The sequence below is a fragment of the Providencia sp. PROV114 genome (assembly GCF_032704305.1).
Taxonomy (GTDB): Bacteria; Pseudomonadota; Gammaproteobacteria; order Enterobacterales; family Enterobacteriaceae; genus Providencia; species Providencia rettgeri.
The window spans coordinates 4488607-4511317 of the sequence record NZ_CP120528.1 but is presented as its reverse complement, the minus strand read 5'-3'; the positions used below and the strand labels follow the sequence as shown (position 1 = coordinate 4511317).

Genomic DNA, 22711 nt, shown 5'->3' with positions numbered 1-22711 from the left:
TCTCTTTTTTGTTAGTTTTAACATTAAACATAATTACGTTTACCGCGTAAAATATGCTCAGTCAGCGTTTCTTCCGCAAGGGTAAATTCTTTTGCTTTGAGTTGCTCAACCAATTGCTGATGTTGGCGTGTAGATTCATAATAATATTCATTGCGATAAATAGGGTCGGGCTGAAAATATACTCGCTGGCGAATATTGTCCGCTAAATCTAAGAAAACTGAGTTATCCAGTAATTCTAAGAAGAAACGGTGGAATCGTTCATCTTCTTTTATCCAACCTTGATAGTCATTTTCCTTCAATAATTCATTTTGCCGCTCAATAATGGTCTCTAAAATAGAAAAATGCTCATTAGTTAAATATTCACGCACTAATTTAATTGCATGTGACTCAATTGCTAAGCGTAAATCATAATTATCTCGAGTCTCTTTTAACGATAGTTTCTGAATAAAAACACCTTTTCGAGGGATAATTTTGACTAAGCCTTCATTTTGCAATTGATATAAGGCTTCGCGAATTGGGGTGCGACTCATACCGAGTTCCTCAACTAAGCTATTTTCAGAGGTATAACTTTCCTCTCCAAATTGCTTACTGAGAATTTTATGCTTAATTGCGGTATAGGCTTGTTGGCTTAGTGGTTTATCTTTCATCAGGATCTTGTGTTAATAATAGAAATTTTAGTGAGTATAGAAAGGAATAGGCTGGTATACAAGTAATGCACTAGTTTTATATTATTTAGGGCGCTGTTAAATTTTGGTGGGTAATTGAACTTAACTTGTTGAATAAACCAGCATCCTTGCCAGTTTTTTAGACTAATACAGCTCAGGGCGCCGGTTTTGCATGCAAGGTAATTTTTCTCGTGTTTCTGCGGTATGCTGCGTTGATATTTCAGCAAAAAATAGTGTTTCATCGTAGCCAGCAGAGGCAATGGTTACGCCAAGCGCATCACAAACAAGGCTGCGGCCAATAAAAATATTACCAGTTTGGTCACATGCGCAGACAGGAATTGTGTTCTCCAAAGCGCGTGCTTTAACTAATGTTTGGTAATGCTCCTCTTTAAGTGGCCCACTTACCCATGCTGTGGGAACGAGTATAAGGTCTGCGCCAGCTAAGGTTAGTTTTCGAGCAACTTCTGGGAAACGCAACTCATAACAGACTAAAACGCCAATTTTGCCAAATTCAGTTTCCACAGGTTTTAACGCATTATTACTTTGAATAATGTTGAGGGATTCCTGATATGAAAAGGCATCGTACAGGTGGGTTTTTTGGTAATGATAGATAAGCTCACCTTGGCGGTTCAACATAACTGTCGTGTTGAATGCTCTTTTCGGCTCATTCGGGGCACTTTCATAAATTCCACAAGTCACATAAATACCGCATTGTTTAGCGGTTTTTGCCAACTCGGAGACAAAAGGGCCATCAACAGGCTCTGCGACATCGGCATAGCTAATACCGCTATCTGCAGGAACAAATGCCATGAACATTTCCGGCAATAGGACGAGGTCGGCACCGCCTTGAGCAGCTTTTTGTATAGTGTCACAGGCTTTTTTTAAATTTAGAGCTTTATCTGGGCTACTGGCAAGCTGAGCAATTGCAATTTTCATGGAGTCTCCTTATTCAAAAAATTTAGCTGCACCTGAAATCGCCGCTAATGTTTCACCAGCATCAATACGCTTTTTAACATCAATTTCAGCATGTTGAGCATTAAGGGCTCGTTGACGATATTCTTGCAGAGTAACTTCATCGGCGACTAAAATGCCATCACCATCTGCGATGATTAAATTACCGGGATGAATCGTTACGCCATCTATACTAATTGGCACATTAATTGCGCCTTCAATACCTAAGATTCGCGTCGTCAACGGGCTCACTTTACGTGCATAAATAGGAACACCAATCTCACGTAATGCTTTGATATCAGTGACACAACCATCAATAACTGCGCCGGCAATTTTCTTTGCCCGTGCCATGTAAGAAACCATTTCGCCCCAACAAGCACGATCATAATCCCCAGACATATCGATACAGACAACATCGCCTTCTTGCACGATGTCGAAAACCTTATGTACAGCAGATGAATCCATATGCGGAATACGTACAGTTACAGCATTACCAATAAATTGGCACTGTTCAATTTGTGGGCGTAATGTTTTTAGAAAACCGAAGTCAGTCATGTGTCCAATAGTTGACGGGCAAACATCACGGCAACTTTCGATAACTTCTGGGCTAAAACAGGCAACTCGAGGATTTAATGTAAACATAGGGACACCTTTATTTATTGAATATAATGTGTTTTGGGTAAAAATTAGTCAGGATTAACGGCAGCAGCTAAAGGTTTATCAGGCTGAATGAAAAACCAGCAAACAATCGCTAAACTGATAGGTATCACATTGAAAAGTAAAGCGACGGTCCAGCCAAAATGCTGTGCAAGCCAGCCACATAAAATAGGGGAAATAACACCACCGAGATTACCCCACAAGTTCATCCATCCACTGACCGAGCCAGCATATTGGCGGCCTTTATCTGCTGCGATTGCCCAAGAGGTCACAACTGGTAATCCTAGAGAGCCGAGCGCAAGGGTTAGCCATGCAACACTGGCGATGGCACTTTCAGTTTGAGCTGCACCGCAAATCCCCACGATAAATAGAATAAAACCGGCAATCGCGATATAGCCCCTAGCGACTAACTGCGAGTACCCTTTGTTGAGTAACCAATCAGAAATTGAGCCTGCAGTGAGTACTGCGATACAAATTGCTAACCAAGGAAAACTGGCGGCTACGCCCATTTGGGTTAATGAAAAGCCTCGAGCTTCTTGTAAGTAGGTGGGTAACCAAATCATGAATAAGGTGGTCATATAGGCAACAAAAAAATATTGGAAGCCAACAGCCCAGAAAGGACGTTCTTTCATAAATTTGCGCCAAGGGGCTTTAACATCAGTACCGCCTTGCTCACTAATTGTTCGGCCTTCATGGATGAATGCGATTTCACTTTGAGAAATTTTAGGGTGTTGCTCAGGCTTATTTCTGGCAAAAAAATACCAAACCATGCCGATAAGAATGCCAATCACACCAAATATATAGAAAACGGCATGCCACCCGAATGAAATCATAATAAATACGGTAAGAGTGGGGGCAATCACAGGCCCAAAATAGGAACCGGCAAGTAAGAAGCTAGCGGCTCGTGCCTTTTCATTTTGGCGAAACCACCATGTATTAAAAACGGCATTTGCAGGGTAGAGCGGCGCTTCCCCAACGCCGAATAGGAAGCGTACGATACATAGCCAAATATAGGTAGGAGCCACGACAGTTAAGATGGTAAATGCAGACCAAATATATAGGCTGATGGTTGCGATTAGTCTGCTACCAAACCGCTCTGCAAGTATCCCGCTTGGGATTTGGGCTAGTGCATAGCCAAGAGAAAATAACGCACCCAAAAAGCCAAATTGAACTTTGCTCATTCCTAAATCGGTCATCATATGTTCGGCCACAATGGAAATATTGGCGCGATCCATATACGCAATCAAACCGATAATAAAAAATATTGCTGCTAATCCCCAACGTAAACGCCCTGGTGAGTCTTTCGTTGCTGGTGTTACAACAGAATCATTATGTGACATAGAGTTACCTTTTTATTGGTTTGTCGAGGTAATCAACCTTATTGTATTTATATTGAATTCAACTTGTATACAAGACGGATGTTAATAAGCAGTTATTGAGGTGTCAAAGATCTGTTTTGTTATCTGTGACTGAACTCAAAACATTTGATTGATTTATGAGCGAGATCTTATTTTTAGGAAAATAGATAGGTAATAAATTTTATTATGAAAAATCAAGTTGTTATGATTTCATGGGGAACGATTTAATCGACGTTACTAATTATTTGAGAAAGAATAATTAATACTGCTTCGGTATAAATTTTTTAATATCGTCGAAGGGTTGTTGTGGAATATAGCTTCAAAAATCGTGACAACTAGCACCTATTTCGAGTAAATATTGAGAATATCTCCAAAAAAAGCCAAACGATAATTAAGGTCGATTAGCTTTTTATGGATTAAAATCGTCAAGGAGTGATTATTCAATATTCTGAATTTGTTCTCTCATTTGCTCGATTAATACTTTGAGTTCAACTGCAGAGGTTGTAACTTCGCTATTAATTGATTTTGACGCTAACGTATTAGCTTCGCGGTTGAATTCTTGCATCATAAAGTCAAGGCGGCGACCAGTTGCCTCTTTTTTCTTCAAGATATTACGCGTTTCTTTAACGTGAGCTTCTAGTCTATCCAGTTCTTCTGCAACATCAACACGTTGAGCCAATAGAATAAGTTCTTGTTCCAGACGGTTGTTATCCACTTGAATATCAGCTTCTTCTAACTTATTTTGTAAGCGTTCACGTTGCCACTGTAAAATTTCTGGCATATGTTGACGTACTTTTGCGACTTCAACTAAGACGCCATCAAGGCGTTGTTCGATGAGTGCATGCAATGAAGCACCTTCAGCTTCACGGCTTTGAATGAAAGCATCAATAGCTTCATCTAAGCCTGCCAGTAGCTGTTCGCTGATGACATCTAAATCTTGTTCACCTGCTGACATCACACCCGGCCAACGCAAAATTTCTAATGGGTTTATTTCACCTTCATGGCTGTAATTTTTAACCCAATTCGCAGCACTGATTAATTGGCGTGCTAATTGTTCATTTAGGATTAATTCACCACGATTTGCGCCATCTAACTCAAAGCGTAGGCTACATTCTACCTTTCCACGTGTTAGGCGCGAACGCAGACGTTCGCGAATAACGGGCTCAAGGCTTCTGAATTGCTCAGGTAAGCGAATATACGTTTCTAAATAACGTTGGTTCACGGAACGCAGCTCCCAGGCCGCATTCCCCCATTCACCCTTGATATCCCGACGGGCAAAAGCGGTCATACTACGGATCATAATTCGTTCCCATTATCGTAAAGATTTAGGCGATTATAACGCTATGCAGGATGACAGGATAGGCATTATCGCTTGAACAACGTATAATGCGTCCCAATTTGAGTTGATAATGGAGATAACACCATGCGCCCAGCAGATAGACAAGCAGACCAAATGCGCCCGATTACCATCACGCGCAACTATACTAAGCATGCAGAAGGCTCTGTTCTTATTGAGTTTGGCGACACGAAGGTGTTATGTAATGCAACTGTTGAAGAAGGGGTTCCTCGCTTTTTAAAAGGGCAGGGGCAAGGTTGGGTTACAGCGGAGTATGGCATGTTACCGCGCGCAACAAACTCACGTAATCAACGTGAAGCTGCACGAGGAAAACAAACCGGTCGTACGATGGAAATCCAACGTTTAATTGCACGTTCTTTACGTGCTGCGGTTGACCTTAAAAAATTAGGTGAATACACGATTACTTTAGACTGTGATGTTATTCAAGCGGATGGTGGTACACGGACAGCAGCGATTTCTGGTGCTTGTGTGGCGCTTGTTGATGCACTGAATAACATGGTTGAGCAAGGTAAAATTGCAAAAAGCCCACTAAAATCAATGGTTGCTGCCGTTTCGGTTGGAATTGTAAACCAAGAAGCTCTATGTGATCTTGAGTATGTTGAAGATTCTGCAGCTGAAACCGATATGAATGTTGTCATGATGGATGATGGCCGAATGATTGAAGTACAGGGCACCGCAGAAGGCGAACCGTTTAGTCATGAAGAGTTATTAGCCCTATTGGCGTTAGCTAAAACAGGTTTAAATACCATTTTTGAAGCTCAGCGAGAAGCGCTGAAGTAAGTTAATCATTAATTAGGCGGCTGAAAAGTCGCCTTTTTTATGCCTGCTGGTTCATCAACTAGTGTGCCAGCTTTGAAAATAGATAAATAATCATCAACGAGGAGAATGACCAATGAAAGCCTATCAGCGCGATTTTATTGAACTTGCCATGAAAAAACAGGTACTTAAATTTGGTGAGTTTACGCTGAAATCAGGTCGTAAAAGCCCTTACTTTTTCAATGCGGGGTTATTTAATACAGGGCGTGATCTGGCACTTGTCGGTCGTTTTTATGCACAAGCATTACAAGATAGCGCAATTGAGTGTGATGTCATTTTTGGTCCAGCGTATAAAGGGATCCCCATTGCAACGACGACAGCGGTAGCACTTTCTGAGCACCATGACATCGATATGCCATACTGCTTCAACCGCAAAGAAGCTAAAGACCATGGGGAAGGCGGCGTGTTAGTCGGAAGTCCTTTACAAGGGCGTGTTGTGGTAGTTGATGATGTGATTACCGCAGGGACGGCAATTCGTGAATCAATGGAAATTATTAAACAACAACAAGCTACGTTGAATGGTGTTCTGTTATGCCTTGATCGCCAAGAAAAAGGCAAAGGTGAAATTTCAGCAGTACAAGAGGTTGAGCGTGATTATGGTTGTAAAGTTTACTCAATTATTACCATGAGCGATTTAATCACCTATCTTGCTGAAAAGGAAGGTATGCAGGAACATTTAGCGGCTATGAAGGCTTATCGCGAACAATACGGAATTGAATAAAAAAAGCCCTCGCCCAATGATGGGCGGGGTGAGTAGTATAAATAATCGGTTATTGTAACTGAGCTAGAATTAAAGGCCAGCGCGATTCAAACTCGACGGTTGGCCGATAACGAAACTCAGAACGCACAAAACGAGAGAGCATCCCTTCACAAAAGGCTAGTAACTGAGAAGCAAGTAATGACTCATCATGAATAAACCCATGGCCATCACGTATTTTTTTCTCTTTTAACACCTGCCGTAATTGTGATTCTATACGTTCAAATAATTGGTTAATACGATCTTGCAGCCTGTCTTGCTCAAACATCAGAGCATGGCCAGTCATTATACGCGTAAGCCCAGGATTTTTCTCGGAAAACCCAAGTATTAGGGCAAGTATTAGTTTAATTCTAATTATCGTATCTTTTTCATCAGTTAAAATCAGATTAATGCGTGAAACTAATGAGTCTTCAATAAACCCAATAAGGCTATCGAACATTTTCATTTTACTCGGAAAATGACGATATAGCGCAGCTTCTGATACACCAACCGTAGCAGCAAGTTTTGCTGTTGTAATACGTTGGCTGCCATCACTACTTTCTAACATTAACGCAAGAGCCTGTAAAATCTCATCACGTCTGTTACGTTTTTGTGTTATCGCTTTTTCTGCCATGTCTAATAAGACCCCTGCTAAAACAGCAAAACAAACTATCCAAAATTTTGCTCTTAGTAAAGAGAGTTTCGAAGCAAAATGGATTTAAAAAATGTTTAAAATATAAGTAATGTTGAGCAAGCTTCCTGAAAGAAAATATGCGGCTGATTGTTTTTATTCATAAAGATAGAACCTAATTTAGGTTCTATCTAGCATATTAGTTATCAGGATGTTCTATTTATTGACGGCCAGAATGACCAAAACCACCAGCTCCGCGCTCGGTTATGTCAAAATCATCAACAATATTAAATTCCGCCTGAACAACCGGGACAAACACCATTTGTGCCATACGTTCACCAGGTTCGATGGTAAAAGCTTTGTCACTGCGGTTCCAGACAGACACCATGAGCTGGCCTTGATAATCAGAATCAATGAGGCCAACGAGGTTGCCCAGTACAACCCCATGTTTATGACCTAAACCGGACCGAGGCAAGATGACTGCAGCAAGACTTTCATCTGCAATGTGAATGGCTAAACCTGTTGGAATAAGTTCTGTTTGACCTGGTGCCAAATCGATTGGTGCATCAAGGCATGCACGTAGGTCTAAACCAGCAGAACCTGTGGTGGCATAGGCTGGTAGAGGAAATTCATTACCGATACGGCTATCGAGGATTTTTAGGTCAATTTTTTTCATAACGTTGAAGTATCTCGTCAAGTAAATAGTGGCTTAATTCGTTTTTATTACAGTGAGGCAAACGGGTATCACCGTTTGCATCAAAAAGATGTAACGCGTTGTTATCGCTATTAAACCCGTTGTCTGCTAGTGAGACGTCATTGGCACAAATGAGGTCGAGTTGCTTTTGTTGTCGTTTTTGGCGTGCATATTCTTCCACATTTTGGGTTTCAGCTGCAAATCCAACAACATATGGCCTATTGTGTTTTAGGTTTCCGACACTAGCCACGATATCTGGATTTTTGATAAGTGTAATCGAAACTTCATCACCTTGTTTTTTTATTTTATTTTCAGCAATGTTTTTTGCTCGATAATCTGCAACTGCAGCGCAACCAATAAAAATATTTTGTTCAGCAATGGTTTGATGCACTTGTTCATACATCTCTAAGCCACTCATGACATCAATTCGGTTAACGCCTTCTGGTGTTTCAATATTTACAGGGCCCGCAATTAAAGTGACATCTGCACCACGTTGACTGGCTGCTTTAGCAATGGCAAAACCCATTTTCCCCGAACTATGGTTACTAATAAAGCGAACTGGGTCTAGCGCTTCCCGTGTTGGGCCCGCAGTGATCATTAATTTGATGCCTTGTAAGTCGAGTTTAGGGGTAAAAAACTCATTGGCTAGACGAACAATTTCTAGTGGGTCAATCATGCGACCAGGGCCAATATCACCACAGGCTTGGCTACCTGCATCTGGCCCCCAAATCATACATTGACGTTGTTGCAATTTGATTAAATTTTCTTGGGTTGCTTTTGCTCGGTACATTTGTTGGTTCATTGCTGGCACAAGTGCAATCGGTGCTGCGGAAGCAAGGCAAACTGTTGTGAGTAAGTCATTTGCCATTCCTGCACTGAGGCGAGCAATTAAATCCGCAGTAGCCGGTGCTAGAATAATGAGATCTGCCCATTTAGCCAGTTCAATATGGCCCATAGCAGCCTCAGCAGCAGGGTCTAGCAGGTCATCAGAAACGGGATGCCCTGAAACGGCTTGCAAGGTTAAAGGTGTAATAAAGGCTTTAGCACCTTGAGTCATCACAACGCGTACTATCGCACCTTTATCGCGCAAACGGCGGGTGAGTTCAGGGATTTTGTACGCAGCAATGCCCCCACTAATACCAATAACTATCTGCTTACCTAATAGTGACAGTTGATTCATTATTTTTATCCAATTCGGTCAACATGGGAGGCATATTACCACAGAGAAGCGCGAGGTGGCGCGCTCGATTTTTCATCACAATACTATTTTTGCGAAGCGCTACGCAAACCCTTATGAGAGTGATTGTGAATGTTTTTTAGACTAGATAAAAAGGAAGCAAGGGATTTAGGGACAAAAAATATGATGAGTGAACATCTAGACCTACCACCAAGGGAAAAGCTACTCGCATACGGGGCAGCTGCGTTATCTGATGCTGAACTACTCGCTATTTTTCTACGTACAGGGAGCCAAGGCGAACCCGTTTTACAGCTTGCGAAGCGTTTAATACAGGAGTTTGGTTCAGTATATTTGCTTCTACAAGCAGACTACGAAAAACTCAAGCAATGTAAAGGAATGGGGAGTTGTAAATTTACCCAATTACAGGCTGTGAGTGAATTAGCTCGCCGTTTTTTCTCTGAACAATTTTTACATGAAGATGTGATGACTGGGCCTGAACAGTTGAAAGCAAAGTTGTTGGATTTGTTCGCAGGGCAAGAGCGTGAAGTTTTTGTCGTGATATTTTTAAATAATAAAAATCAAATTATTTGTCATGAAGAGTTGTTTAAAGGTACTTTAAACAAAGTTGAAGTTCACCCCAGAGAAATCATTCGCTTTGCCATAAAAATGAATGCAAACGGGATTATACTCGCCCATAACCATCCATCAGGTAACCCGGAACCAAGCGTAGCAGACAGGCAAGTGACAGAGCGTATCCAACGTGCTTGTACTATTATGGGGATTAAATTGCTTGACCATTTTGTCGTTGGGCATAAGCAATGTGTGTCATTTGTGGAGCGAGGATGGTTATAAAATTATTTTTTTGCCTAAAAAATGACAACTTTCTTTGTGTTGGGCTTGAGTGAAAACGATGGAAAGCGTATACTACGCCACCTTTAAGGATCTTGGGTTTGGCGAGAAGGGCCTATCTCAGTAAATTTTTACGTTTTAGTAAAGTAAATCTTTATTTAGGTATCAACGGTTTTTTCAGTCAATGAAAGTTTGCTGAGATGGGCTCCTAAGCCTGACGAGGCGGCCATACCCAGAACAAAAAAGCTCGAGCTGATTAGATTTTTGGAGAATAGACATGTCACGAGTCTGCCAAGTTACTGGCAAGCGTCCAATGAGCGGTAACAACCGTTCACACGCATTAAACGCGACCAAACGTCGTTTTTTGCCAAACCTGCACTCTCACCGTTTCTGGGTTGAGTCTGAGAAACGTTTCGTAACACTGCGTGTATCTGCTAAAGGTATGCGTGTTATCGATAAAAAGGGTATTGATGCTGTTCTTGCTGAACTGCGTACCCGTGGTGAGAAGTACTAAGGAGCTAAAAAATGGCTAAAGGTATTCGCGAGAAAATCAAGCTAGTCTCTTCTGAAGGTACAGGTCATTTCTATACCACTACGAAGAACAAGCGCACAATGCCAGAAAAACTGGAACTGAAAAAATTCGATCCAGTTGTTCGTAAGCATGTGATCTACAAAGAAGCAAAAATCAAATAATTTTGCTTTCTGCGTTAAAAACTCAGCTTCGGCTGAGTTTTTTTTTACCTAAAATTTGGGTTGTCGCGGATATGTGCATTCGAAGCTATGACCATTATTATGAAAGTAGTAACATAGTGAGTATTCATTGAATTAATAATGATATTTGTTGTCGAATGACTATTGTCTTTTACATATAGACTTGATTAAGAGTGCCTGGTGAAAAAACAGTTTAAAAAAATTCTTGTGATCAAGATGAGGTTTCATGGGGACATGTTGCTGACAACACCCGTTATCAGCTCATTAAAACACCGATATCCTGATGCTGAAATTGACGTTTTGCTTTATCAGGATACTATCCCCATTCTCTCTGAAAATGCTGAAATTAACGCTTTGTACGGCATGGCGGGGAAAAAAAGTAGTGGGCTGAGTAAAGCATGTAATTTTATTAAGCTACTGCTAAAGCTGCGTAAAAATAAATACGATTTAGTTGTTAACCTTGCAGATCAGTGGATGGTGAGTGTATTAGTTCGGGCTATTCCTGCTGACACAAAAATTTCCCATCAATTTACCCATCGAGATTCTAAATACTGGCGTAATAGTTTTACGCATTTGATAGAACCTGAAGGCGAACACGTTGTTCTGAATAACCTATCAGTGCTCAAGCCGTTAGAAATAAAAGAATTAAAAACGCATCTAACGATGTCTTATTCAGAGCAGGATTGGAAAAATATTGATGAAAGGTTACTAAGCTTAGGTGTCCATAGCAGCTATGTCGTTATTCAACCAACAGCGCGCCAAGCTTTTAAGTGTTGGGATAATGAAAAGTTTTCAGCCGTCATTGATGCATTGCAGTCTCGTGGTTATCAAGTGGTTTTAACATCGGGACCGAGTAAAGAAGATTTAGAATGTATCAGTGATATTGCAAATGGTTGCCAAACAACGCCTGTTACTGAGCTTGCAGGAAAGACTTCATTTCCAGAGTTAGGCGCACTGATTGCTCATGCCGCTCTATTCATCGGTGTTGATTCTGCACCGATGCACATTGCTGCTGCAGTCAAAACACCAATTGTGTGTCTTTTCGGTGCGACAAATCATATTTTTTGGCGGCCTTGGAGCGATAATAGTGTGCAATTCTGGGCCGGAGACTATGAACCTATGCCTCCGCGAGATGAACTTGACCGCAGTAAAAAGTATTTATCTATTGTCCCTGCATCCGATGTAATTAAAGCCACAGAGAAAATATTGCCGATGAATATTCGCTCTATGATGACAAGGTATTAACATGAATCTGGCATTTTGCTTATATAAATACTTTCCGTTTGGTGGGTTACAGCGGGATTTTCTACGTATTGCAACGGAATGCCAATCACGTGGGCATCACGTACGTGTCTATACCCAATCATGGGATGGTGATAAGCCTAGCGGCTTTGAAATTATTATCGTGCCGGTGACATCAAAAACGAATCATGGACGAAACGCACAATATTGTGACTGGGTGTTGGCGCATTTAAAGCAGCATCCTGCTGAGCGGGTAGTTGGTTTCAATAAAATGCCAGGACTAGATATTTATTATGCAGCAGATGTTTGTTATGCACAAAAAGTCGCTGAAGAAAAAGGTTTTTTTTATAAGCTGACGCCTCGCTATAAACACTATGCTGCATTTGAAAAAGCTGTTTTTGCAGTGGGGAAACCGACGCAATTACTCATGTTAACACCGCATCAAATTAGTCATTTTAAAAAGCATTATGGGACAGAAAATGAGCGTTTCCATATGCTGCCACCCGGTATTGCCCAAGATAGAAAGTATGATAAGCAAGTTGAGGAAGCTAAAAAAGTTTATCGTGAAAAAAATCAAATACCTGAATCTGCATTTTTAGTATTGCAGGTGGGTTCTGACTTCAAACGTAAAGGCGTCGATCGGACCATAAAAGCCATTGCGGCATTACCCGAAGAGATTAAGAAAAACACGTTATTAATGGTAGTTGGCCAAGATAAGCCGGCGAAATACCAGCAGTTAGCAAAAACGTTAGGCATTGGTTCGCAAGTCTCTTTCTTTAGTGGACGTAATGATATTGCAGAATTAATGGCTGCAGCCGATATATTAATGCACCCGGCTTATCAAGAAGCTGCTGGTATTGTGTTATTAGAGGCAATTACCGCGGGTTTACCGATTATTGTCACAGAAGTGTGTGGATATGCTTCATTTATTAGCCAAGCCAAATGCGGTATTGTGGTAAATGAGCCCTTTGAGCAAACGGTTCTGAACTTGGCTCTAGAAGATAGTTTAAAAAATCCGGTTCAATTAGCACAATGGGCAAGTAATGCGCGATATTTTGCCGATACAGAAGATTTATATAGTTTACCAGAAAAAGCCGCAGATATTATTTTAGGGGAAGCGAATGATTGAGTTAAAACCCCCTTTTAGTGAATTGTGGAAGAATAAAGATCCATTTATCGAGGCGGATAAGCTACAAGGTGAAGTTTTTCGTGCGTTAGAATCGCGTAAAACTCTGCGTTTTGAACTTGAGGGACGCAGCTATTTTATAAAAATTCATTATGGGACTACACTAAAGGAAGTTCTTAAAAATCTATTTTCTTTTCGGTTGCCAGTATTAGGCGCTGATCGAGAGTGGAATGCTATTCATCAACTGACTCAAGTGGGAGTTGACACGATGAATGGTCGAGCTTTTGGGCAAAAAGGGATTAACCCTCTTCGTCGTCACTCCTTTATTATTACTGAAGATTTGACCCCGACGGTGAGTTTGGAAGATTATTGTGCAAATTGGCTAGATAACCCGCCAACTTTTAGTACCAAACAAATGATTATTCGTCGTGTTGCGAAGATGGTGCGTAAAATGCACGCGACCGGTATTAACCATCGTGATTGTTATATTTGCCATTTTTTACTGCATTTGCCATTTACGGGAAATGAAGAACAGTTAAAAATATCAGTAATTGATTTACATCGGGCACAACTCAGAAATTCTGTTCCAACCCGTTGGCGCAATAAAGATTTAATTGGTTTATATTACTCATCATTAAATATTGGGCTAACTCAGCGTGATATTCTTCGTTTTATAAAAATCTATTTTGGCTTATCGCTGCGAGTTATTTTGCAACAAGAAGCATCATTGATAGCTAAAGCGGAAAGCAAAGCTGCACAAATTAAAGAACGCACAATTAGAAAGTCATTGTGAGTCAAAGAGAGAAGAGAGATATAAATGTTCTTCAATAAAGAAAATGCGGTTACACAGCAAATTGATTTATCGTCACCAGACGCTATTGTTAATAATGATAGCTTACATATTTCCTATGGGATTGACCGTAATTTTCTATATGGTTGTGGGATCTCGATTGCTTCTCTATTAAAAACAAATCCTGATATCTCTTTTTCATTTCATGTGTTTACTGACTACTTTGATGATGAGCAAAGTAAATTATTTAAACAGCTCGCAGAGCAATATAAGACGAGTATTAAAGTTTATTTAGTTGACTGTGAACAGCTTAAATTGCTACCAAGTACCAAAAATTGGTCATATGCAACTTATTTCAGGTTTATTATTGCGGATTACTTTTCAAATCAGCTAGATAGAATGATCTATATGGATGCAGATATTATGTGTCAAGGAACGCTGCAGCCACTGTTAAATATTCCGTTTAAAGATGATGAAATAGCTGCAGTTGTGCCTGAAAGGGATAGTATTTGGTGGCAAAAAAGAGCTGATGCGTTAGGGATCCCGAGCATCGCTTCGGGGTATTTTAATGCAGGTTTTTTAGTCTTAAATTTAGTGAATTGGTCAAAATTTGATATCTCAACGAAAGCAATGGACTTACTTTCTCAAGATGTTGTTAAAGCAAAATTATCCTATTTAGATCAAGATATCTTAAATATGCTATTAACAGGGAAAGTCATTTACCTTGATGGCAAATACAACACTCAATATAGTATTAATTATGAGCTGCAAAAAGGCAAAAAAGAGAACCCAATAACGTCTGAAACTGTATTGATTCATTATATTGGCCCAACTAAGCCTTGGCATGAGTGGGCAAATTACTCAACAGCTCAGCCCTTTACTAATGCAAAAAATGCATCACCTTGGAAAGACATTCCGTTACTGAAGGCTAAAAGCAGTAATCATTTGCGCTATTGTGCTAAGCATATGTTTAATCAGGGAAAAATTCTCTCTGGTATAAAAAATAATCTTCAGTATTTTTTGGTTAAATTAAGTAAATAATAATTGGGCAAGTTATGTCTTTTTTAGATAGAAATGAAAGTATTCTCTCAAAGTATAACAAAGCTTTGGTGCTAATCTTTATTGTTCTTTTTTTTGTGGAAAATGTAACCAGATATAAGCATATTCTGTTCTATTTGATGATAGCCACATCTTTGGTTTATCTGTCTTTAGATACAAAAAAAGTGCTAAAAAGATTAAATAATAAACTTTTATATTTAGTTGTTGCTTTTTCTATTTTTCTTTATATATCAATATCTTATTCAAACATATTAAGTGTATCTATTAAAACTATTAACAATAATTTATTGAATTATGGAATACTAAGTTTATCACTTTTATTGCCAATTATTTTATATAGAGAAAGCCTAAAAGAGATTTCAAAACTATTATTAACGAGTTTTACTGTATCGTTAGCCTTAGTTTTACTTGTTGAGTTATGCCGCTACTATATAGCCTATCAGCAGGGTATTTTACCGTTTACTACCTATGATTTTAGGCATGTTTCGGATGCGTTAGTTTTCTTCTTTCCAATACTTCCTATTCTTTGGTATTTATTGCCTAAATCTAGACTTATTTATTTCTATATTTTAAGTATTGTATTTCTGTTTGTTTTACTTGGAACGTTAGCTCGAGGGGCATGGGTTGCAGTCGCAGTCGCGGGGTTATTATTTTTGTGTTTTAAACGTCCTTGGAAGCTAATTGGGGTTGTATTATGCCTTTCGGTAATTTCACTTATTTCAATTAAACTAATTTATCCCGATACAAGTAAAAAACTGTTTTATAAGCTAGAGCAGACAGATAGCACTCACCGTTATACTAATGGAACCCAAGGAACCGCTTTTGAGCTTATACTGGAAAATCCAGTTATCGGTTATGGTTTTGGCGATAAAATCTATCATGAAAAATACAATAGTGTTGTAAAAAATCATCCGGAATGGACATTTAAGCAATCTATCGGGCCCCATAATATTTGGCTTTATATTTGGTTTGGTGCGGGTATTGCAGGGTTAGCGATATTTAGTGCGGTATTTTTGTCAATGTGCTATTCCTCAATGCAAGGGATAAAAAATAGGTCTGATGAACCGGAAATTTACTTTGCTTTCATTGCATTGCTGTTAAGCCTTATTAGTTTCTATCTCGTTCGTGGGATGTTTGAACAAGTGGACCTTAAGCCTTTAGGTATTCTTTTAGGTTTTTTAATCGCCATGATGGGACATAGTTCAACTAAGCAGAAAAGAGTGTGCCATGAATAACCTGATAACAAATAAATACCTACTAAATGAGGGGTCTAATACGAGTAATTCCTCATTACCATGTCTTGATGTTATTTATGGTTCGGATGAAAACTATCAGTTTGGTGCTGGTGTTTCAGCGGTCTCTTTACTTATTAATAACCCAAATACGCTCTTCAGATTTCATTATTTTTTAGATAAAGTCAGCCCTAGCTTTTTAGAGAAGCTGAAGGTTATTTCTCATCAGTTTCCAGCTGAATTTCATATTTATGAATTGGATAATCAATTACTAAAAACATTGCCAGCTTCTGATATTTGGTCTTCAGCAATGTATTTTCGGTTAGTTGCTTTAGATTATCTCTCGAAAGATTATGATGTTGCTCTATATTTGGATGCGGATGTTATCTGTAATGGCCAATTGAATTTGGCGGCTGATTTAATTAAAGATAAAGTTTGTGGTGTTATTGCCGATGACATCGGTGTAAGAACAAAAAGTGAGACACGGCTTCACACTCCAAAGTTAGCTGAGACCTATTTTAACTCGGGTGTTATGTTTGTGAACTTAAAAAAATGGCACGAAAAACGAGTTACTCAGCAATGTTTTGAATTGTTATCTGCAGAAAATGCGAAACAACGGTTTAAGTACCCAGATCAAGATGTGTTAAACCTTATTTTAAGGAATGACCTGATATTACTTAATCAGAAATTTAATACGGTTTATACACTAAAAAATGAACTGTATGACCGAACTCATCAAAAATATCAAACCATTATTACACCTGAAACAGTTTTAATTCATTACACGGGGGTGAGTAAGCCTTGGCATAAATGGGCGAACTATCCTTCTTCTCAGCCTTTTTATAAAGCATTAGCACAATCACCTTGGACAAAGGATGATTTAAAGTGTGCCACTAAATTTGCTGAAAGGAAAAAAGAGTACAAGCACTTATTAAAGCAAGGCTCTTATTTATCAGGTATTTTGTCAGGCATATATTACTTGTTTGAAAAACACACAAAAAAAAGAAAATAATATGATGATTAATAAGATTGTCTTAACAGTTTCACCTATATTTTCTATACCCCCTAAAAGTGCGGCTGCAATTGAATCGTGGATGTACAATGTCGCTAAACGATTAGACATTGAAAACCGAATCGTTTGTATACGAAATGATGGATATAGCGCTCATTCTGTTGTTAATGAGTATTGTGAAATTGAGCGTATTAAGTTTGGAAAAGTGTATACAAGACTATTTAAGAAATGGACAAGGTTAGACCCATATTCTTATGCAGATAGAATTGTCAAAATTAAACATCAATTTTCGCCAAACCCGAATAAAAGTGTTATTTTTGTTCACAATCATATTAAATCCTTCAAAAAAATAATTAAGAAAGAAGGACATAATAATGTTGTGTTACACATGCATAATTTGTACGAGCCTAAAGATGTCCCTGAAGACATAAAAATCATTGTGCCAAGCCATTTTATGAAAAATTGGTACAGAGAACGTTTACCAAATGCGCTTATTGAAGTTGTTCGTAATGGGTTTGATGGTGAAATTTATGCTCAGCCACCTGAGGTCAAGCGTGAGGATTTTGGGCTAACAGCAGAAGATAAAATAGTTTTATTCGCTGGCCGGATCGCTAGAGATAAAGGATTACTTGAATTAATGCAGGCGTGCGAGACTTTCTTTAAAGAAGACCCTCGTTATAAGCTCGTCATTGTAGGTGACCCAAATGCTGCATTAAAAGGTGAACTAGCGCAATATCAAGACGAAGTAAAAGATTATGCAAAAAATTTGGGTGAGCAGTGCATTTTCTTAGGTGGTGTTCATCCTGAAAAAATTCGGCACTATTATTCTCTTGCGGATGTGATTGCTGTACCTTCCATCGCTCCAGAGCCATTTTGTATGGTTGCATTAGAGGCGATGGCTTCGGGTCGCCCAGTGATAGCGAGCCAGCGAGGAGCAATGGTAGAGTTTATTTCCCATAATGAAACTGGGTTTATTTTCAGGGAGCCACTTTCGCCTTTGAGTATGGCGGAGGATATTACTAGCGCGTTAAATCACCCAAATAGTCAAGAAATAGCTTACCATGCTAAAAAACATGCTTATGATAATTTCACTTGGGAAATTGTCAAAGATGAGCTCATGGGGGTAATTGCGAAATGGTATCCCTAAGCGAAAAATGCGAGTTTATATATGCCAGAACTACCAGAAGTTGAGACCAGTCGTCGTGGAATAGAGCCACATTTAGTCGGTAATACAATCTCTTACGCCATTGTACGTAACGGTCGTTTACGTTGGCCAGTTAGTGAACAAATTAAAAGTTTATCAGATGAAGCGGTTTTGAGTGTTCAACGTCGCGCTAAGTATTTGCTGATTGAGCTACAAAAAGGCTGGATTATTGTTCACTTGGGAATGTCTGGTAGTGTGCGTATTCTGACCGAAGAATTGCCTGAAGAAAAACATGACCACGTGGATTTAGTCATGCGAGATGGCAAGGTATTACGCTATACGGATCCTCGCCGGTTTGGCGCTTGGCTCTGGTGTGATGATTTAGAAAACAGTTCGGTACTTGCACACTTAGGGCCTGAGCCATTATCAGACGCCTTTAACCCGCAATATCTTTATGAATTAGCGCAAAAGAAAAAAGTGGCAATTAAGCCATGGTTAATGGATAACAAAGTCGTTGTTGGTGTAGGCAATATTTATGCTAACGAAGCATTATTTGCAACAAAAATATCACCTGAAAAAATCACAAATACCTTAACGTTAGCTGAAATTACTGAACTAGTGTTGCAGATCAAAAAGGTGTTACAGCGCTCTATTGAACAAGGCGGTACGACACTGAAAGATTTTTTACAGTCGGATGGTAAACCGGGTTACTTTGCCCAAGAATTGTTTGTCTATGGAAAAAAAGGTGAACCCTGCTCAATGTGTGGTACGCCAATCGAAAGCATTAAACAGGGGCAACGTAGCACCTTCTTTTGTCCGCAATGTCAAAAATAGCGAAACCTTGCTATTTTTTATTGAGTTTCTTTAGCATTGCCTCAGCAACCACTGGGGGTAGGAAAGACGAAATATCACCATCGTGAAGTGCAACATCCTTGATTAAAGAAGAGGAAACAAAGGATAAACTCTGCGATGGTAATAAAAATACGGTTTCCAAGTCAGGAACAAAATGGCGGTTCATATTCGCTAATTGCCACTCATATTCGAAATCAGCCACAGAACGAACGCCCCGAATAAGAATATTTGCGCCATTTTTTTGCGCAAAATTAGCCATAAGCTCAGAAAACCCAACAACTTCAACATTATCAAGGTGAGAAGTTACTTCTTTAGCAAGGGCTACGCGCTCATCAAGGGAAAACATCGGGTTTTTTCGTTGGCTATTAGCAATAGCCAACAGGACATGGTCAAACATTGCTGCTGCTCGGGTAACAATATCAACATGTCCTGATGTTACTGGGTCGAACGTACCAGGGTAAATAGCCTTGTGTATCATGATGATAGTATCTCGTTGTTTGTATTATCTATTCGAAAAAATAGCATGAATAAGCGTTAACATTATCGGCTATCTAGTAGGGTTGCAACTGTAGATGAGATTTTACTGCTATTTTTAGGTGCATATTCTACACACTTTTATTTGAGCTTTATGGTAAGATAGCGCCAATTTTGGTAAGTGAATCAGATCGAATGTTATTGCTGCGTCTATATCAGGTACTTCTTTATCTTATCCAACCATTTATATGGGTTCGCCTATTGCTGCGCAGCCGTAAAGCGCCTGCCTATCGTAAACGCTGGGGTGAACGATATGGCTTTTGTGCGGGAAAAGTAAAACCTCAAGGTATTTTATTACATTCAGTTTCTGTCGGGGAAACCCTCGCAGCCGTTCCACTAGTCCGCGCACTTCGCCATCATTATCCGTCTTTGCCAATTACAGTAACCACGATGACACCAACGGGCTCAGAGCGTGTTCTTTCTGCATTTGGTGATGATGTCGACCACGTTTATTTACCTTATGACCTTCCTGGCTCTATGCACCGCTTCCTGAAACAAGTCGACCCAAAACTTGTGATCATTATGGAAACTGAGCTATGGCCAAATATGATTAACCAGTTGCATAAACGTAAAATTCCATTGGTTATTGCAAATGCAAGACTTTCTGAGCGCTCTGCTGCAGGGTATCAAAAGCTAGGCAGCTTTGTGAAACGAATGCTTCGTAATGTCACCATGGTCGCAGCACAGCATCAGGAAGATGGTGAACGTTTCGTTCAATTAGGGTTGCGGCGAATGCAATTGAGTGTCACGGGGAGCCTGAAGTTTGATATCTCTGTGACGCCTGAATTAGCTGTCAGGGCAATAACTTTACGCCGACAATGGGCGGCGCATCGCCCAGTCTGGATAGCGACCAGCACTCACGAGGGTGAAGAAGCGATTGTCTTAGAAACACATCAAAAATTATTATCTCGTTTTCCTGATTTATTGTTAATTTTAGTCCCTCGTCACCCAGAACGCTTTGCCAAAGCAGAAGAACTAACTCAAAAAGCCGGTTTAACCTTTATTCGTCGCAGTGCGAATACGATTCCTTCCGCAGAGGTTCAAGTGGTGATTGGTGATACCATGGGTGAACTGATGCTGTTATATGGAATTGCAGACATTGCTTTTGTCGGGGGAAGCTTGGTAGAAACTGGAGGGCATAACCCGCTCGAAGCGGCAGCTCATGCGCTACCTGTGTTAATGGGGCCTCACACATTTAATTTCAAAGATATTTGTGGAAAACTAACTCAAGCAGATGGCTTAATTACGGTGACAGACAGTGAATCAATGGCTCAAGCCGTGACAAGTTTACTTTCTGATGAAGATTACCGGTTATATTATGGGCGCCATGCCGCTGAGGTTCTTCATGAGAACCAAGGCGCTCTTCAACGATTATTAAAACTGTTACAACCCTATTTACCCCCGAGAGAGCAATAAAGCTAAGTAATGTCTTTTTTTGAGTATTAACTTGAACATTACAGCAATGAATTGCGAATATTTTATGGCACATCCTAGTATTGCATTTAAACTATAGTAGACTGCCTCGTTTATTATAGAGTCATTCGATTTGGTTTATTACTATTAGGGTAGTATCCAAATGGAATGTTGGAACTTTTGCTTATCTTTTTAAGACTATATGCCAGCCACTAATCAATCAATTTCAAATAAATATGTTTATTTATGGGTCATAAGCTATGCCATAGTTTGGATCTTAGCGAGTTTTTATTTCGACCCAACCGTACCTTATGACACAGTAGAAGCAGTGAACTGGGGAATGAATGGGGAGTGGGGATCACCTAAAAACCCATGGTTTGTTGGCGTCATGATGTGGCCTGCAATTTACCTTGATATCTCCTACAGCTTTTATTGGTATTTTAGCCATTTTGTCGGTATTGCATTTGGTTTACTTGGGGTGTGGAAGCTAACCTTTCGTTTGACTGGGCGTCGTGATTTCGCTTGGTTTGCAATGCTAATGTTGAATTTATCTGGTGTCATTAATTTCGATATCATTCCTTATAATGATAACTATATTTTAGTGACATTATGGCCTTGGGTTATCTATTTCTTTTTACGTGCTGTTGATGATAACCCTGCATGGTGGTTACCGTTTGCCTTATTTGCTGGTCTTGCAACTATGGGTAAATACTCAACCTTGGCGCTAGTTGGGTCTGTTTTCTTATTGACCCTATTCGTAAAACAAGCTCGTCAAAGTTATCGTCATCCTGTTTTTTACCTTGCGATTGCTTTATGGTTTGCTTTGGTATTGCCAAATTTCTTTTGGTTGATGGCAACGGACTTTTCGGCTTTTAAATGGGTAGATTCACAAATCGACCCTGGGTTTAATCTTCATACCACACAAGCCGCACTTAGCGTGTTTTATCCGTTAGTGATTGCTGCGATTATTGTTTATTGCAGTGGCGGAAAGTTAGGGTGGCCTAAAGCGTTGCCTAACCGCATGGCTAACTTTATCCTTCTTTTTCCACTGGTTGTGATATACGGCTGGTTCTCTTTCCACGATGGTGGTCGAATAACTGAATGGTTGCAGCCATTTATGGCTATTAGTGCGCCTTTATTTGTTGGCTCAATAACCGTGATGCCAAGAAAACCGTTTAAGAAGTCATTGGTTGGTTTTGCCATTTTTGGTGTTTTAGTCGTGGTTGGTTATATCACGGTTCAGGCAGCGAATATCCGTGGAGCAGGGCAAAAATTTATTGGCGTAAAAACCTTGATAGCAGATGGGGAACAACGTTGGTATCAGCGATATGGCACGCCAGTTAAATATGTTGGTGGAGAAGATAACCAATATCAATGGTTTATTATTTATGGCAAGGATAGACCGCATGTGATCCAACCCTGGTCAATGGAAAAACATATGCCGCCAAATGTGTACAATCGTGATATTACTGAAGCCGAAATTCGTCAACATGGTGCATTATTGCTGGGCAAGAAATATGATGATTGCGCCCATGAAAACTTTGCCAAGGTACGTAAGTTCTGGCCACAATTTACGATAGAAAAAGAAGATGTGATTTATCGTTCTGAACCGGATGCCGCCCCTGAAACCATGTGCTTTGGGTTTATTGCACCAGAGAAATAATTACTAGTTGAGAATAGAGCCTTTTTAAAGGCCTATTCTTAC

At 39.8% G+C, this 22711-nt stretch carries 24 protein-coding genes; 15 read left to right on the top strand and 9 right to left on the bottom strand.

Annotated elements, in window-relative coordinates; genetic code table 11:
• Positions 1-23 precede the first annotated feature (23 nt).
• The 5 genes from P3L37_RS20815 to P3L37_RS20795 form a co-directional block, all read right to left on the bottom strand.
• Positions 24-647 (bottom strand): GntR family transcriptional regulator, encoded by a 624-nt coding sequence (locus P3L37_RS20815; RefSeq protein WP_109912529.1) that lies wholly within the window; start codon positions 645-647, stop codon positions 24-26.
• 162 nt (positions 648-809) lie between these two features.
• Positions 810-1601, bottom strand: a complete 792-nt coding sequence (locus P3L37_RS20810) for a carbon-nitrogen hydrolase family protein (protein WP_110731531.1) — start codon at positions 1599-1601, stop codon at positions 810-812.
• A gap of 9 nt (positions 1602-1610) precedes the next feature.
• Positions 1611-2258, bottom strand: coding sequence for an RraA family protein (locus P3L37_RS20805; RefSeq protein WP_004906874.1), 648 nt, complete (start codon positions 2256-2258; stop codon positions 1611-1613).
• Between the two features lie 44 nt (positions 2259-2302).
• Positions 2303-3613, bottom strand: a complete 1311-nt coding sequence (locus tag P3L37_RS20800) for an MFS transporter (RefSeq protein ID WP_109912527.1) — start codon at positions 3611-3613, stop codon at positions 2303-2305.
• Positions 3614-4067: 454 nt separating this feature from the next.
• Positions 4068-4931 carry a YicC/YloC family endoribonuclease gene (locus tag P3L37_RS20795; RefSeq protein WP_004906895.1) on the bottom strand — a complete coding sequence of 288 codons (864 nt, stop codon included), beginning with the start codon at positions 4929-4931 and terminating at the stop codon, positions 4068-4070.
• 123 nt (positions 4932-5054) lie between these two features.
• On the opposite strand from P3L37_RS20795, the gene rph reads away from it, so the two are divergent.
• The gene (gene rph / locus P3L37_RS20790) at positions 5055-5768 is read left to right on the top strand and encodes a ribonuclease PH (protein ID WP_004265108.1); all 714 of its coding nucleotides are present in this window, start codon (positions 5055-5057) and stop codon (positions 5766-5768) included.
• A 112-nt stretch (positions 5769-5880) separates the two neighbouring features.
• Positions 5881-6525 (top strand): orotate phosphoribosyltransferase, encoded by a 645-nt coding sequence (pyrE, locus tag P3L37_RS20785; protein WP_004906896.1) that lies wholly within the window; start codon positions 5881-5883, stop codon positions 6523-6525.
• A 49-nt stretch (positions 6526-6574) separates the two neighbouring features.
• Here the strand turns inward: pyrE and slmA are convergent, their stop codons facing one another.
• From slmA to coaBC, 3 genes are all read right to left on the bottom strand, one after another.
• Complete coding sequence (gene slmA / locus P3L37_RS20780; protein WP_004906897.1) at positions 6575-7174, bottom strand: nucleoid occlusion factor SlmA; 600 nt, start codon at positions 7172-7174, stop codon at positions 6575-6577.
• A 217-nt stretch (positions 7175-7391) separates the two neighbouring features.
• Positions 7392-7847, bottom strand: a complete 456-nt coding sequence (dut, locus tag P3L37_RS20775) for a dUTP diphosphatase (protein ID WP_004906898.1) — start codon at positions 7845-7847, stop codon at positions 7392-7394.
• Positions 7834-9045 (bottom strand): bifunctional phosphopantothenoylcysteine decarboxylase/phosphopantothenate--cysteine ligase CoaBC, encoded by a 1212-nt coding sequence (coaBC, locus tag P3L37_RS20770; RefSeq protein ID WP_004906899.1) that lies wholly within the window; start codon positions 9043-9045, stop codon positions 7834-7836. The genes dut and coaBC overlap by 14 nt, the downstream gene beginning before the upstream one ends.
• A 180-nt stretch (positions 9046-9225) precedes the next feature.
• On the opposite strand from coaBC, the gene radC reads away from it, so the two are divergent.
• The 11 genes from radC (at position 9226) to mutM (ending at position 19041) form a co-directional block, all read left to right on the top strand.
• A complete protein-coding gene (gene radC, locus P3L37_RS20765; protein ID WP_004906900.1) occupies positions 9226-9894 on the top strand; it encodes a RadC family protein in 669 nt (222 codons plus the stop codon).
• A gap of 274 nt (positions 9895-10168) precedes the next feature.
• Positions 10169-10405, top strand: a complete 237-nt coding sequence (gene rpmB / locus P3L37_RS20760; protein ID WP_004265123.1) for a 50S ribosomal protein L28 — start codon at positions 10169-10171, stop codon at positions 10403-10405.
• Positions 10406-10416: 11 nt separating this feature from the next.
• Positions 10417-10584, top strand: coding sequence for a 50S ribosomal protein L33 (rpmG, locus tag P3L37_RS20755; protein WP_004265124.1), 168 nt, complete (start codon positions 10417-10419; stop codon positions 10582-10584).
• Positions 10585-10782: 198 nt separating this feature from the next.
• Positions 10783-11847 (top strand): lipopolysaccharide core heptosyltransferase RfaQ, encoded by a 1065-nt coding sequence (rfaQ, locus tag P3L37_RS20750; protein ID WP_042851478.1) that lies wholly within the window; start codon positions 10783-10785, stop codon positions 11845-11847.
• A gap of 1 nt (position 11848) precedes the next feature.
• The gene (locus P3L37_RS20745) at positions 11849-12973 is read left to right on the top strand and encodes a glycosyltransferase family 4 protein (RefSeq protein ID WP_272517805.1); all 1125 of its coding nucleotides are present in this window, start codon (positions 11849-11851) and stop codon (positions 12971-12973) included.
• Positions 12966-13763: a lipopolysaccharide core heptose(I) kinase RfaP gene (rfaP, locus tag P3L37_RS20740; RefSeq protein ID WP_272667510.1), complete on the top strand. Its 798-nt coding sequence runs from the start codon at positions 12966-12968 to the stop codon at positions 13761-13763. Before P3L37_RS20745 ends, rfaP begins: the two co-directional genes overlap by 8 nt.
• Before the next feature lie 24 nt (positions 13764-13787).
• On the top strand, positions 13788-14801 hold the full coding sequence (gene waaO / locus P3L37_RS20735; protein ID WP_117162980.1) for a lipopolysaccharide 3-alpha-galactosyltransferase: 1014 nt from the start codon (positions 13788-13790) through the stop codon (positions 14799-14801).
• Between the two features lie 14 nt (positions 14802-14815).
• Positions 14816-16054: an O-antigen ligase RfaL gene (gene rfaL, locus P3L37_RS20730; protein WP_110731534.1), complete on the top strand. Its 1239-nt coding sequence runs from the start codon at positions 14816-14818 to the stop codon at positions 16052-16054.
• Positions 16047-17063, top strand: a complete 1017-nt coding sequence (locus tag P3L37_RS20725; protein ID WP_109912524.1) for a glycosyltransferase family 8 protein — start codon at positions 16047-16049, stop codon at positions 17061-17063. The genes rfaL and P3L37_RS20725 overlap by 8 nt, the downstream gene beginning before the upstream one ends.
• Before the next feature lies 1 nt (position 17064).
• Positions 17065-18210 (top strand): glycosyltransferase, encoded by a 1146-nt coding sequence (locus P3L37_RS20720; RefSeq protein ID WP_227024237.1) that lies wholly within the window; start codon positions 17065-17067, stop codon positions 18208-18210.
• A 21-nt stretch (positions 18211-18231) separates the two neighbouring features.
• Positions 18232-19041, top strand: a complete 810-nt coding sequence (gene mutM, locus P3L37_RS20715) for a bifunctional DNA-formamidopyrimidine glycosylase/DNA-(apurinic or apyrimidinic site) lyase (RefSeq protein WP_004906918.1) — start codon at positions 18232-18234, stop codon at positions 19039-19041.
• Between the two features lie 10 nt (positions 19042-19051).
• Here the strand turns inward: mutM and coaD are convergent, their stop codons facing one another.
• Positions 19052-19537 carry a pantetheine-phosphate adenylyltransferase gene (gene coaD / locus P3L37_RS20710; RefSeq protein ID WP_004906920.1) on the bottom strand — a complete coding sequence of 162 codons (486 nt, stop codon included), beginning with the start codon at positions 19535-19537 and terminating at the stop codon, positions 19052-19054.
• Positions 19538-19728: 191 nt separating this feature from the next.
• Between coaD and waaA the strand changes: the two genes are divergently transcribed.
• Together waaA and P3L37_RS20700 are read left to right on the top strand one after the other, a co-directional pair.
• Complete coding sequence (waaA, locus tag P3L37_RS20705) at positions 19729-21009, top strand: lipid IV(A) 3-deoxy-D-manno-octulosonic acid transferase (protein ID WP_004906923.1); 1281 nt, start codon at positions 19729-19731, stop codon at positions 21007-21009.
• Between the two features lie 199 nt (positions 21010-21208).
• Positions 21209-22669: a glycosyltransferase family 39 protein gene (locus P3L37_RS20700; RefSeq protein WP_117162982.1), complete on the top strand. Its 1461-nt coding sequence runs from the start codon at positions 21209-21211 to the stop codon at positions 22667-22669.
• The last annotated feature ends 42 nt before the right edge of the window (positions 22670-22711 follow it).